Source organism: Clostridium ganghwense, assembly GCF_026735165.1.
Classification (GTDB): Bacteria; Bacillota; Clostridia; order Clostridiales; family Clostridiaceae; genus Clostridium_H; species Clostridium_H ganghwense.
In genome coordinates, this window is sequence record NZ_JAPQES010000001.1 from 753,147 (window position 1) to 765,919 (window position 12,773).

Annotated in this window: 14 protein-coding genes; all 14 read right to left on the minus strand. The window is 30.0% G+C overall.

The window, feature by feature from the left end; all coding sequences use genetic code 11:
- Positions 1 to 34: 34 nt before the first annotated feature.
- Positions 35 to 532, minus strand: a complete 498-nt coding sequence (locus OXH55_RS03315) for a hypothetical protein (protein ID WP_268048048.1) — start codon at positions 530 to 532, stop codon at positions 35 to 37.
- A gap of 104 nt (positions 533 to 636) precedes the next feature.
- Positions 637 to 873, minus strand: coding sequence for a hypothetical protein (locus OXH55_RS03320; RefSeq protein ID WP_268048049.1), 237 nt, complete (start codon positions 871 to 873; stop codon positions 637 to 639).
- Between the two features lie 50 nt (positions 874 to 923).
- On the minus strand, positions 924 to 1,220 hold the full coding sequence (locus tag OXH55_RS03325) for a hypothetical protein (protein WP_268048050.1): 297 nt from the start codon (positions 1,218 to 1,220) through the stop codon (positions 924 to 926).
- A gap of 116 nt (positions 1,221 to 1,336) precedes the next feature.
- On the minus strand, positions 1,337 to 1,516 hold the full coding sequence (locus tag OXH55_RS03330; RefSeq protein WP_268048051.1) for a DUF6897 domain-containing protein: 180 nt from the start codon (positions 1,514 to 1,516) through the stop codon (positions 1,337 to 1,339).
- A 314-nt stretch (positions 1,517 to 1,830) separates the two neighbouring features.
- Positions 1,831 to 2,742, minus strand: a complete 912-nt coding sequence (locus OXH55_RS03335) for a chemotaxis protein (RefSeq protein ID WP_268048052.1) — start codon at positions 2,740 to 2,742, stop codon at positions 1,831 to 1,833.
- 355 nt (positions 2,743 to 3,097) lie between these two features.
- A complete protein-coding gene (pyrE, locus tag OXH55_RS03340) occupies positions 3,098 to 3,670 on the minus strand; it encodes an orotate phosphoribosyltransferase (protein ID WP_268048053.1) in 573 nt (190 codons plus the stop codon).
- 59 nt (positions 3,671 to 3,729) lie between these two features.
- Entirely contained in the window at positions 3,730 to 4,629 is a 900-nt protein-coding gene (locus OXH55_RS03345; RefSeq protein ID WP_268048054.1) for a dihydroorotate dehydrogenase, read from the minus strand.
- Positions 4,622 to 5,356, minus strand: a complete 735-nt coding sequence (locus tag OXH55_RS03350; RefSeq protein ID WP_268048055.1) for a dihydroorotate dehydrogenase electron transfer subunit — start codon at positions 5,354 to 5,356, stop codon at positions 4,622 to 4,624. The genes OXH55_RS03345 and OXH55_RS03350 overlap by 8 nt, the downstream gene beginning before the upstream one ends.
- Before the next feature lie 4 nt (positions 5,357 to 5,360).
- Positions 5,361 to 6,221: an orotidine-5'-phosphate decarboxylase gene (gene pyrF / locus OXH55_RS03355; RefSeq protein ID WP_268048056.1), complete on the minus strand. Its 861-nt coding sequence runs from the start codon at positions 6,219 to 6,221 to the stop codon at positions 5,361 to 5,363.
- A 2-nt stretch (positions 6,222 to 6,223) separates the two neighbouring features.
- The gene (locus OXH55_RS03360) at positions 6,224 to 7,423 is read right to left on the minus strand and encodes a dihydroorotase (RefSeq protein ID WP_268048057.1); all 1,200 of its coding nucleotides are present in this window, start codon (positions 7,421 to 7,423) and stop codon (positions 6,224 to 6,226) included.
- A gap of 45 nt (positions 7,424 to 7,468) precedes the next feature.
- A complete protein-coding gene (locus OXH55_RS03365) occupies positions 7,469 to 7,900 on the minus strand; it encodes an aspartate carbamoyltransferase regulatory subunit (RefSeq protein ID WP_268048058.1) in 432 nt (143 codons plus the stop codon).
- Positions 7,900 to 8,826 (minus strand): aspartate carbamoyltransferase, encoded by a 927-nt coding sequence (pyrB, locus tag OXH55_RS03370; protein WP_268048059.1) that lies wholly within the window; start codon positions 8,824 to 8,826, stop codon positions 7,900 to 7,902. Before pyrB ends, OXH55_RS03365 begins: the two co-directional genes overlap by 1 nt.
- Positions 8,827 to 9,158: 332 nt before the next feature.
- On the minus strand, positions 9,159 to 10,496 hold the full coding sequence (locus OXH55_RS03375; RefSeq protein ID WP_418921826.1) for a GntP family permease: 1,338 nt from the start codon (positions 10,494 to 10,496) through the stop codon (positions 9,159 to 9,161).
- A 611-nt stretch (positions 10,497 to 11,107) separates the two neighbouring features.
- Positions 11,108 to 12,487, minus strand: a complete 1,380-nt coding sequence (locus OXH55_RS03380; RefSeq protein WP_268048061.1) for a GntP family permease — start codon at positions 12,485 to 12,487, stop codon at positions 11,108 to 11,110.
- Positions 12,488 to 12,773: the final 286 nt, after the last annotated feature.

The window sequence follows — 12,773 nt, forward strand, 5'->3', positions numbered from 1 at the left end:
GACAGTAAACACTATCTGTCAATGATCCTCTTATTTATTCTATACAATCTAAACCATCTGGATTTACAAAAATAGTAGAGCCTTCAAATTTAAGTACACTAACTTCATCAAAATCAAATATTACTTCCCCACAAAAGCAACCTTGATTTCTTAAAAATACATTAACACCTACCCCTTTGAATTTACATTGAATAATATCTTTTAATGTAAAATCTTCTAATAATTCATCACAAGAATATGTTAAATCATCCTCTAAGACATTTTCTACTACTTGAAGTTCTTTGTTATTTATATCATCCTCTATAATTTCTGGCAAACACTTTTCAGAACTCTGTATAACAGGTTGCACATCGCAAATTCCTTGTTGATCTATTTTCTCATTCTTAGCATAATTATCTATAATAATAGAAAGTATTTTTTTAAGTAATTCAAAAAGAATAATAAAAACAAGTAAATTACTACATAAATTCGTATAATTATTACCTTTTGTTAAATTATAAATTAAGAGTAAGACTAAAATTAAATCTAACATTTTAAACGTTCCTTTGTTATATAATTTTATAAGAATAAGTTTGATATAAATATATATTTATATCAAACTTATTGTCTTATTTCATATCAAATTTTAATTATATTTTAGAAGAAGAAATCTATTGCTATACCACTAACATAGAAAATTCTTCCTCCAGTTGCTCTAAGGCTTATTACATTATCAAAACCATCTACGACCTCACCAGCAATAAAAATACCACTTCTAAGTCTAACAACTATTCTTGATCCTCTATAATTTTTTCTTATAAACTCTGTTAAAGTCATAGGAGAATTCCCACATGGATTACATAAATTTTCAAAATTATTATTCATTTCACACATAATTTCACCTCCCACCTATTAAATAAGTTTCTGTGTTTTTTATTGAAAATTTATAAATCTACCACATCAATCATATCTTCAAAATCATCCAAATTACCCATAGATTGTATTATATCTCTTAATTCTGGATCGTTCTCTGATAACACCATATCTTTTAGTTCTGGATCATTTTCTGATATCACCATATCTCTTAACTCCAAATCATTATCCAACAGCGAAATATTATCTAATTCAGATCCATTACCTTGAGCAATATTATTCTGCATTTCCGATATATTAGTTGTATCTTCTCCTAATATACCCGAATCATTTGGATTAATATTAGTTGAGCTATTCATCCCTCTCATAAATTCACTTCCTTTTTCTTATTGTAATTGTTTTGTATATCTTATATTTTTACGTATTTTTATTTTGAAAGGCTTGATATGAAATGATTCCATATCAAACTTGAAATTCTATTTCATTAGAAAAAGAAATCTATCGCAGCAGCATTAACATAAATAATTCTTCCTTGACGAGTTCTAAGACCTATTACATTATCAAAACCATCCACAACCTCACCAGCAACACATTTTCTGCTTCTAAGACCAATAACTATTCTTGAACCCGCATAATTTCTTCTTATAAATTGTGCTAATGGCATTTAATTTCCTCCCCCCTTGAATTATTTTTAAACTTTAGTTTTCCAATTTATTAACATTAGTTAGTAGGCAACAAGGGATGTCCACTTCCCCCTTATATATAGTATTAACAAATGATGAAAATGGTTACTTCGCAAAAATTTAATTCTCCCATCATAGCATAAAATTATATAGTACTTTTATATAGCACTAGAAACCATGTGGTATATACTAATAAAACGAGTAAAAAATAAGCTTAAAGATAGATTTTTCTACCTTTAAGCTTATTTTAGTTTATAGTTTTGCCTTAGCAAAATTTCTAATTGGTGTAAAACTTTTAATTGTGATTTAATGTATAATCATCTACAAGTTTAACTAACTTATCTATATCAGGCTTATTTATTTGAGCATCTGCTCCTACTGCCTGACCTTTATGATATAAATCATCAGTTATTAATGAAGAGAATATTATAACTGGTAGTTTTCTTAGTATATTATCTTCCTTTATTCTTCTAGTTAGAGTATGACCATCCATTTGAGGCATTTCAATATCTGTTATTAATGCATCAACATTTTCTAAAAATCTTTCTCCCTTTTCTTTTAAAAGTTCTCTTAAATAATCCAATGTCTGCTCTCCATCATCAAAAAATGTTAGGTTACTATAGCCTGCTTCCATTAATACATCACTTAACATTTTTCTTATAATTCTAGAATCCTCTGCTATAATCACCTTACTATCAGATCTGTCTTTACTATATTGTATTTTTTCAATTCTTTTATCATAACCACCATAAGATTCCATTATATCCATAACTATTTTTTCAAAATCTAGTAACATTAATATTTTATTATTCCCCATCAATATATTACCTATAACTAAAGAATTTTCAGCAATTGAATCTGGTTTTCTAATATTATCCCACCCTATACGATGTATTCCTAAAACCTTATCTACTAAAAATGCTACCTTCGTTCTATTAAATTCACACAGTATTATCATTCTTTTTTCAGTATCATTATATTGTTTTTCCAAAGTATATTTTAAATCTATTACAGTTATAATATCATCTCGAACCAGTGTAGCACCCGCTACAGATGGATCTACATTAGGAATTTTAGTGATATTATCTAACATTAGTATTTCCTTTGTTTTTAACACATTAATAGCATAATGCTTTGAACCTACTGTAAATTCCAATACCTCTACTTCTCCAGTTCCACTTTCTAATAAAATACCTGTATTATTCATGAATTCCCCTCCATTAATTATATACTTTTATTTATGTTTAATACTTTTTAATCTTATTATATTTTTATTCGTAGTAATATAAACAAAAAAAGCCAGTGTAAAAAACTTAATAGTTTTTTTAACACTGACTTTTTCAAAGCTTAGCATCTCATACTATCTTTAAAGACTGTCAAGTAAAATATTAACTTTTACATTTAACATAACATTACTGTATTATAATTAGTTAAATTCTCAATGAACCTATCTATTAATAGCTTATTTTTATTACATTTTAGCATATATACTTTTTATTTTCAATAGATATATATTGGAGAATCCATCCACAAAACTTTTAAAAAGATGTTACGAAATATTATTATACTATCTTTCTACTTCCTGGCTTAACATATTCTATTCCTTGTTTGCAAAGTGGACACTCATCAACAGCAAAACTTTCAATTTCTAATTCGATAGCGCTGTATATAGGGTATTCAATATTGCTGCTTTTTCTATCAACTATGCTTGCAATTCCCACTACTTCTCCTCCAAGAGCTTTTATAACTTCTGCTGTTTCTAAAGAAGACTTTCCTGTAGTTACTACATCCTCTGTTATCAATACCTTTTGACCTGGTTTTATTTCAAATCCTCTTCTTAGAGTCATTTTTCCATCTACTCTTTCAGTAAATATAGCTGGCTTTCCTAATTGACGTCCAAGCTCATATGCCACAACTACACCGCCCATTGCAGGTCCTAATACTATATCAAACTCTAAATCCTTCACCTTATTATAAACAACACTTAAAACTTTTTCAGCTTTATTTGGATATTGTAAAAGTTTAGCACATTGAACATATCTATTACTGTGTCTTCCTGATGATAATAAAAAGTGACCTTCTAATAGTGCTTCAACTTCCTTTAATATTTCAATTACATTTATATTATTATTCATTTTTATTCCTCCAATTTTTTTAGTTTTCAAATACCTTAAAGCAAAAGTAATCTATACTTTTATTTTATTATTCCTCTTATCTCACTTAAATCTTTAATTCCTTCATCAGTCATGAATTTCTCAATTCCATTTATTATATCTAAACAAATATCTGGTTTTATAAAATTGGCACTTCCTACTTGAACTGCATGAGCTCCTGCCATTATGAACTCTATAGCATCTTCCGCATTGCTTATTCCACCCATTCCTACTACAGGAACATCTATATTCTTACATACCTCATACACCATTCTTAAAGCTATAGGTTTAATGGCTGGACCTGATAATCCCGCAGTTACATTATTGAAAATTGGCTTTCTCTTTTTTATATCTATGGCCATAGCTTTAAAAGTATTTACCATAGATATAGAATCTGCTCCTGCTTCACAACATTTATATGCCATATCTACTATATCTTCTGCATTAGGTGATAATTTAACCATTAAAGGTTTTTTACATATGTTTTTTACTTCTGAAACTACTTTATACGCTACATCTGACTTTATTCCAAAAGCCATGCCTCCATGTTTTACATTTGGACAAGAAATATTAAGCTCTATTATATCTACATCTGTATTATTTAGTTTCTCTACGCCCTTTAAATAATCTTCTATAGAGCCTCCCCCTAAATTAGCAAGTATAACTGTATCTAATTTTCTCATCTTAGGAAGTTCACGTTCTATAAAATTATTTACTCCAGGATTTTGAAGTCCAACACTATTCATCATACCACTGCTAGTTTCGTGTATCCTTATTCCGTCATTTCCTTCTTTTTTATTTATAGTAAGTCCTTTTGTAGAAATTCCTCCAAGCTTTGATACATCATATATTTGTGAATATTCATCACCAAATCCAAAGGTACCAGAAGCAGCAATTACTGGGTTTTTTAAATCAATTCCACATATATTTACATTAAGCATCTAAAACCAAATCCCTTCCGTTGAAAACTGGACCATCTTTACACGTTCTCTTGTTTCCATCCTTAGTTTTACAAGTACATACTAAACAAGCTCCTATACCACAAGCCATTCTATTTTCCATTGAAACATAAACTTCTACATCTTTATCTAAACACATCTTTGCAACTTTTTGCATCATAACTTCTGGTCCACAGCATATTACCATATCATACTCTTCTGGCTTCAATAACTCTGTTACATATCCTTTATGCCCAACACTTCCATTTTCTGTGGATATTTTAACATTATTAGTATACTTATTAAGACTTCCTACACCATAAACTTCATCTCTAAAACCACAGTATAAATCTATTTCACATTCTTTAAGCTCTTTTATTAAGTAGTTAAGTGGAGCAATACCAATTCCACCTGATACTACAGCAACCTTACCTTTTATTTTCTCTTTATCAAACCCGTTACCTAGTGGTCCTATTATTTGAATCTTATCGTTAACTTTTAACTTGCTAAAAAGTTTAGTTCCTTTACCAACGACAGCATAAAGAAAAGTTATTCCGTCTTCCTCTACATCATGTACACTAATAGGTCTTGGTAAAAAAGGTCCATCTTCCCAACACTTCACCATATAAAATTGTCCTGGCTTTGCTTCAAAATTCCCTTTAACCTTAAGCTTAAATATTTCTGAAGAAATCTCTTTATTTTCAATAACTAACTCTTGTGTACATATCATATTGTTATCTCCTCATTTCCAATGCTTGTTTCATTTTTAGCACTTCTTTTCTTGCACATTCTGCAAATTCTTTTTCTCCATTCTCATATTTTTTATAACCTAAGAGAATACCTCTTGAAGAATTAACAACTCCTCCATTACCATTTTTTAAATAAACTCCTGCTTCTTCTGCACCTCCACCTTGTGCCCCAAAACCAGGTATTAGGAAGAATGAGTTATTATATTTCTCTCTTATTTTCATTCCATCTTCAGCAGTTGTGCATCCTACTACTGCTCCTATAGAACTATATCCGCATTTCCCTAAAGCTTCTTCTCCTAATTTTTGAAGTTTTTCTCCTACAATATCATAAACTTTTTTACCTTCACTACTATTTACATACTCAAAATCTTTTGATCCTTTATTAGATGTTCTAAGCAGTACGAAAAGTCCTTTTTCCTTATTTTTAACATAGTCCAAATATGGCTCTATACTATCCATTCCCATATATGGGTTCAATGTTATAAAGTCCGTTTCAAAATCTCCTTCAAAGTGAGCTTTCGCATACATTTCTGCTGTTTTTGAAATGTCTCCTCTTTTAACATCAGAAATAGCTATACATCCTAAGCTTCTTATATATTCTAAAGTTCTTTTATATGCCATAAGCCCTTTTATTCCATAGGCTTCGTAATATGCTATTTGAACTTTATAACAAGCTGTATGCTCTGCTGTAGCATCAATTATCTTTTTATTAAATTCAAATATAGCATCCTCTATATTTGTAAACTTTTCTGCGAACCACTTAGGAATATAGTCGTAAGAAGTATCTAGCCCTACACACACATTTCCTTTTTTATTTACTACCTCATATAACTTGTCTATTATCACTTTTATCTACTCTCCTTATCATTTGTATACACTATTTTTCCACCTTTTATGGTCATAAGAATTTCTCCTGAAACCTTTTTCTCATTGAAAGGAGTGTTTTTTCCCTTTGATTCAAATTCTTCTGAGTTTATAGTATATTCTTTATCTAAGTCTACTAATGCAAAATCCGCATCATATCCTACAGTTATTTGCCCTTTATTAAGTCCCATAATTTCTGCCGGTCTTTTAGACATTATTTCTGATAATTTATTTAAAGTTATTCCTTCCTCTTTAACAAGTTTTGTATAACATACTGAAAAAGATGTTTCTATTCCAGAAATTCCTGGTGATCCATTTTTCTTATCTTCTTCAGTATGAGGAGCATGGTCAGTTGCAATTGCATCTACAAAACCATCTTTAATCGCTTTAATTAAGAAGTTTACATCTTCTTTACCTCTCATTGGAGGATTAACTCTATATTCTGTTTCGTCCGTTAAAGCTAAATGATGTGGTGTCACTTCACAAGTTATATCATAGCCTTCTTTTTTAGCTTGTATTACATCCATCATGGCTTCTTTTGTGCTTACATGTGCCATATGAAGCTTACAATTTGTAAATTTTGCAAGAGATATATCTCTCCAAGTCATCATATTCTCTGCCATTCTCATGTCTATATTACTCATTTCAGGGTTTTCTGCATGAGATATAACTGTTATATTTTTTTCTCTTGCCTTTATCATAGCATCTAGCATAACTTTATTATCTGCTACCCCTTTACCATCATCCGAAATAAATTTAACAGCAGAAGTTAAGCTATCTAAATGACTTATGTCACTTCCTTCTAAATTTCTAGTTATAGACACAACCTGATGAGCATCTACAAGTCCAACTTGCTGAGCTCTTTCCGTTACATAATTAAATGTATCCATACTTGAGCAAACAGGATTTGTATTTGCCATAAGATTCACACCAGTATATCCGCCTCTTACCGATGCCTTGCTTCCACTTAAAATATCCTCTTTATGAGTAAAGCCTGGTTCTCTAAAATGTGCATGCATATCTATGAAGGAAGGAAGAAGCACTTTGCCTTTTCCATCTATAACTTCACAATCTTTGCATATAGATTTACCTATTTCAAAAATCTTTCCAGCATATATATATACATCTCCATAAAAACTTTGAGCAAAATCTACAACTCTAACATTCTTAATTAAAACTTCCATATCTCACCCTTCTTTCCTCTATACTCTAAATGTATTGTGGTTATTTTATAGAAGCTCTTTTGTGTATGCTTCATCACAATACTTACATCTATACTCTCTGTTATCTTCATCTACAAGATAAAACTGCTGTGGAATATCTTTCTCTATAGAGGTTATGCATCTTGGGTTTTTACATTCTAAAACATTTTCTACTTCTTTTGGTAAGTTTAAGCTAACCTTTTCTTTTGATACTTCATTTTCTATAATAGTGATTGTTATATTTGGATCAATTAAACCTAGTATAGTAAAATCTATATCTATATCATTTTCAATTTTTATTATGTCTTTTTTACCATGTTTTTTACTGTTAGCATTCATAATAAGTGCTACAGGAAATTCTGCTTTATCTAATCCTAAATAATTGAAAATACTTATTCCTTTTCCTGCTTTAATATGATCTATTACTATTCCGTTTTTTATGCTATCTATATTCAACATTATTCACACACCCCCAAAAGTTTTGCAATTAACGCCATTCTTGCGTACATACCGTATTTTGTTTGCTGAAAATAACATGCTCTTGGATCATTATCTACTTCAGCCGCAATTTCATTAACTCTTGGTAGAGGATGTAAAATAATCATATCTTTCTTTGCTAATTTCATTTTTTCTTCATTTAATACATAACTATCTTTAAGTCTTAAATAATCTTCTTCATTAAAGAATCTTTCTTTTTGTACTCTAGTCATGTAAAGAATATCTAATTTATCAACTACGTCTTCTAATCTATCTACTTCTACAAATTCAATATTATTTTTTATAAGAACTTCTTTCTTTATATAATCTGGAATTTTTAATTCTTCTGGTGAGATTAATACAAATTTATTATTTTTATATCTAGATAAGGCTTTAACTAACGAATGAACTGTTCTTCCGAATTTTAAATCTCCGCAAAGACCAATTGTATGATTTGAAAACTCTCCTTTTTTCCTTCTTATAGTAAGTAAATCTGTTAATGTTTGAGTTGGATGTTGGTGTCCACCATCTCCTGCATTTATAACCGGAACTTCTGAGTACATTGAAGCAACTTTAGCTGCTCCTTCTTTAGGATGTCTCATAGCTACAACATCTGCATAGCCTCCAACTACTCTTATAGTATCAGCTACACTTTCTCCCTTTGAAGCCGAGCTAGAATTAGCATCCGAGAAACCTAATACCTTTCCACCAAGTCTTAACATAGCTGCTTCAAAGCTAAATCTTGTTCTTGTGCTAGGTTCAAAGAAAAGAGTGGCAAGAAGTTTCCCTTCACCTATCTTAGAATATTTATCTGGATTCTCAATAATTTTTTCTGCTAAATTAAAAACTTCTTCTAATTCCTCTGTTGAAAAATCCATTGGATCAATTAAATTTCTTCCTTTTAACATATTATTTCCTCCTTCTCAGTCTCACTGGACTAAACTTAAAGGTTATTAAAAAATGCCTTCTCTTAACAGAGAAGGCATAGTTATCCTATGATTAATTTATACTAAAATTATTTTACATACAAATATAAAATTAATTTCTAGCGCTCTTCCTTCTCCATATCTCGTACAGAATTAAAGGCATCCTTATTAACTTTTAAACAATTTTATCATATATACATATAAAAAGCAATAATTTTTTTATAATTTCAACTAACTTATATTGATGATTTAATTTCTAATCTATAAAAAGAGAACCTAAATACATATTTATACGTATTTAGATTCTCCTTAATTTATGCTATTCCGAAACTTGCAAGAATTAATATAATTACAAGAGTACATACTGGAATTATAAGTGAACACATACCAATATCAGCATATGATTCTTTATGTGTTAATCCACATATTCCAAGTAATGTTATAACTGCTCCATTATGTGGTAATGTATCAAATCCACCACAAGCTAAAGTTGCTATTCTATGAAGTACTTCTGGACTTATTCCTGCTGCCTTAGCCATTTGTAAGTATTGATCTCCTAATGCTGCAAGTGCTATACTCATACCACCTGATGCTGAACCTGTTACACCTGCAAGTACATTTACAGATATTGCTTCTGATATTAATGGGTTGCTTGAAATTCCAAGAATTGCTCCTTTGATTATAGCAAAAGCTGCAAGTGATTTAATGACGTTTCCATATCCAACCTCTGAACATGTATTTGTAATTGCAAGAAGAGAACCTATTGCACCTTGGTTAACTGACTTTTTAGTATTTTTTAATCTCTTTAAGTTTGTAAGTATAGTAAATATAATTGAAATAACTAATGCAATAATTAAACTCCAAATACCTTTAACTTTTGCCAATTCAGTTCCATAGTCTTTTAAATATGATCCATCTATTCCTGGAAAGTACATTTTTCCTAAAATAAAATTAAGCACTAAAACTATAATAATAGGTGCTAAAGAAAGCCAAAAACTCGGTAGTTCACTAATATCTATTTTATTTATAACTTCATCTGGATGATCTCCATATCCTTCTCCAGCTCCTTTAGCTTTTTTAGTTCTATAAGATAGCCAGAATAAACCGCCTCCACACATTAGTACAGCTGCAATAATACCTAAAACTGGTGCTGCATATGCGTCTGTTCCAAAGTATGGCATTGGGATAGCATTTTGGATTTGAGGTGTTCCTGGAAGTGCTGTCATTGTAAAACTGAAAGAACCTAAAGCAATTGAACCTGGAATCAATCTCTTTGGTATATCTGCTTCTTTATATAAAGAAGTTGCTATTGGATATACTGCAAAAGCAACAACAAATAATGATACTCCACCATAAGTTAATATTGCGCATGATAACACAACTGCTGCAATAGCTTTATCTTTTCCCAATTTTTTTGCAATTGTATGAGCTATAGCTTTTGCTGCTCCTGAGTCATCCATTATTTTACCAAAAACAGCTCCTAATAAGAATATTGGGAAATATGATTTTGCATATCCTGCAAAAGATTTCATAAATATTTCTGTATATGTGGCCATTAAATGAGCATCAGCTCCTCCACTCATAAGTGCTGCAAATAGTGCTAAAGCTGGTGCAAGAACAAGTACACTTATACCTCTATACGCAAGATACATTAATAATGCCAATGAAACAATAACACCTATAACGCCCACTAAATATTCCTCCTTTTTTTGTTATTTATTTATTTCATTATTTATTTCATTATTTTTTTTATTATAGAATTTAATAATTGCGTATAAATACAATTATTGTTTAAGGCCCATAATCTTCTCTTTAAAAATTCTTTCATCCATTAATGTAAGGTCTTCAGCAATAATTGGTTTAAAATTCATTTGGCCTAATATATCTTTTTCCAATTCAATACCTGGATCAATTTAAATACTCCTCTTTCTGTTATACAAAACTGGTTGTCCATTTTTTTTCAGCATACTCTCCATTGAATCCCCATGGGTCACACCTCCAACATATTTCTATTTTTATATACTTCGTAAATTTTTTAACAACACCTCCTCTATAAAATTTGCTTGAAAATCCAAAGATATAATTTTGTGTGTTTTTTCACATTGTATTAATATATATTCATAAATATGAGAATAAATTCTAAAATAAATATAAAATCTTTTCAATTTGTAAATATAAATAAAAAAGACGCTCTATACATGAACGTCTTTTTTATTTACATTATATTCTCTATTAAGTTATAATATACTAATTTAAATAGTATTTAGACTATTCCAAAGTTTGCAAGAATTAATATAATTACAAGTGTACATATTGGAATTATAAGTGAACACATACCTATATCAGCATATGATTCTTTATGTGTTAATCCACATATTCCAAGTAATGTTATAACTGCTCCATTATGTGGTAATGTATCAAATCCACCACAAGATAAAGTTGCTATTCTATGAAGTACTTGTGGATCAATACCATTAGCTTGAGCCATGTCCATATATGTTTTTCCTAATGCTTCAAGTGCTATACTCATACCACCTGATGCTGAACCTGTTACACCTGCAAGTACATTTACTGATATTGCTTCTGATATTAATGGGTTGCTTGAAATTCCAAGAATTGCTCCTTTAATTATAGCAAAAGCTGCAAGTGATTTGATAACGTTTCCGTATCCAACCTCTGAACATGTATTTGTAATTGCAAGTAGTGAACCTATTGCACCTTGGTTAACTGACTTTTTAGCATCCTTTAATCTCTTTAGATTTGTAAGTATAGTAAATATAATTGCAATAACTAATGAAATAATCAAGCTCCAGATACCTGTAACTTTTGATAATTTAGTTGCGTATTGTTCTAAATATGCTCCATCTGTTCCTGGGAAGTATACTCTTCCTAAAATATAGTTAAGAACTAAAACTATAATTATAGGTGTTAATGCAAGAATAAAAGATGGTAACTTGCTAGTATCTATTGTATTTGTTACTTCATCAGGGTGATCTCCATATCCTTCTCCAGCTGCTTTAGCTTTTTTAGCTCTGTGAGATAGCCAGAATAAACCTCCACCACACATTAATATTGCCGCAATAACACCTAAAGTTGGTGCTGCATATGCATCTGTTCCAAAGTATGGCATTGGAATAGCATTTTGGATTTGAGGTGTTCCTGGAAGTGCTGTCATTGTAAAACTAAATGCTCCTAATCCTATTGAACCTGGAATTAATCTCTTTGGTATATCTGCTTCTCTATATAGTGAAGTTGCTATTGGGAATACTGCAAATGCAACAACGAATAATGATACTCCACCGTAAGTTAATACTGCACATGATAACACAACTGCTGCAATTGCTTTGTCTTTTCCTAATTTTTTTGCAATTGTATGAGCTATAGCTTTTGCTGCTCCTGAATCATCCATAAGTTTACCAAAAACAGCTCCTAATAAGAATATTGGGAAATATGATTTTGCATATCCCGCAAAAGCTTTCATAAATACTTCTGTATATGTTGCCATTAAATGAGCATCTGCTCCTCCACTCATAAGTGCTGCGAATAATGCTAAAATAGGTGCAAGAATAAGTACACTTATACCTCTATATGCAAGGTACATTAATAATGCAAGTGATATAATAACTCCAATAACTCCTAACATAAATTTTCTCCTTTCTATTCTTTAGTATTATTAAAATTCTAGGAAGCAGTATACTTCCTAGAAATTTATAGTTTGATTTGTAAGTTTAAATCTATAAGTTTTGTTTTTATAAGTTTGATTTTATAAGTTTGATTTTGTAAATTTGTTATTTTGTTTTACAAAGCTTCTTAGTTTTTATTTTTGTAAGTTTGTTGTTTTTGTTTTTATAAATTTGTTTTTATTTGTAAGTTTGTAAGTTTGTAAATTTGTAAATTTGTTATCTTGTTTAATAAGCTTTCTATTAGTT

Excerpts from the sequence above, each read along its gene's own strand:
- OXH55_RS03335 (WP_268048052.1), bottom strand. The coding sequence starts at position 2,742 with ATGAATAATACAGGTATTTTATTAGAAAGTGGAACTGGAGAAGTAGAG.
- OXH55_RS03350 (WP_268048055.1), bottom strand. The coding sequence starts at position 5,356 with ATGATATGTACACAAGAGTTAGTTATTGAAAATAAAGAGATTTCTTCA.
- OXH55_RS03330 (WP_268048051.1), bottom strand. The coding sequence starts at position 1,516 with ATGCCATTAGCACAATTTATAAGAAGAAATTATGCGGGTTCAAGAATA.
- OXH55_RS03315 (WP_268048048.1), bottom strand. The coding sequence starts at position 532 with ATGTTAGATTTAATTTTAGTCTTACTCTTAATTTATAATTTAACAAAA.
- OXH55_RS03345 (WP_268048054.1), bottom strand. The coding sequence starts at position 4,629 with ATGCTTAATGTAAATATATGTGGAATTGATTTAAAAAACCCAGTAATT.
- pyrB (WP_268048059.1), bottom strand. The coding sequence starts at position 8,826 with ATGTTAAAAGGAAGAAATTTAATTGATCCAATGGATTTTTCAACAGAG.
- OXH55_RS03375 (WP_418921826.1), bottom strand. The coding sequence starts at position 10,496 with ATGTATCTTGCGTATAGAGGTATAAGTGTACTTGTTCTTGCACCAGCT.
- OXH55_RS03380 (WP_268048061.1), bottom strand. The coding sequence starts at position 12,487 with ATGTTAGGAGTTATTGGAGTTATTATATCACTTGCATTATTAATGTAC.
- OXH55_RS03360 (WP_268048057.1), bottom strand. The coding sequence starts at position 7,423 with ATGGAAGTTTTAATTAAGAATGTTAGAGTTGTAGATTTTGCTCAAAGT.
- pyrE (WP_268048053.1), bottom strand. The coding sequence starts at position 3,670 with ATGAATAATAATATAAATGTAATTGAAATATTAAAGGAAGTTGAAGCA.
- OXH55_RS03365 (WP_268048058.1), bottom strand. The coding sequence starts at position 7,900 with ATGTTGAATATAGATAGCATAAAAAACGGAATAGTAATAGATCATATT.
- OXH55_RS03325 (WP_268048050.1), bottom strand. The coding sequence starts at position 1,220 with ATGAGAGGGATGAATAGCTCAACTAATATTAATCCAAATGATTCGGGT.
- OXH55_RS03320 (WP_268048049.1), bottom strand. The coding sequence starts at position 873 with ATGTGTGAAATGAATAATAATTTTGAAAATTTATGTAATCCATGTGGG.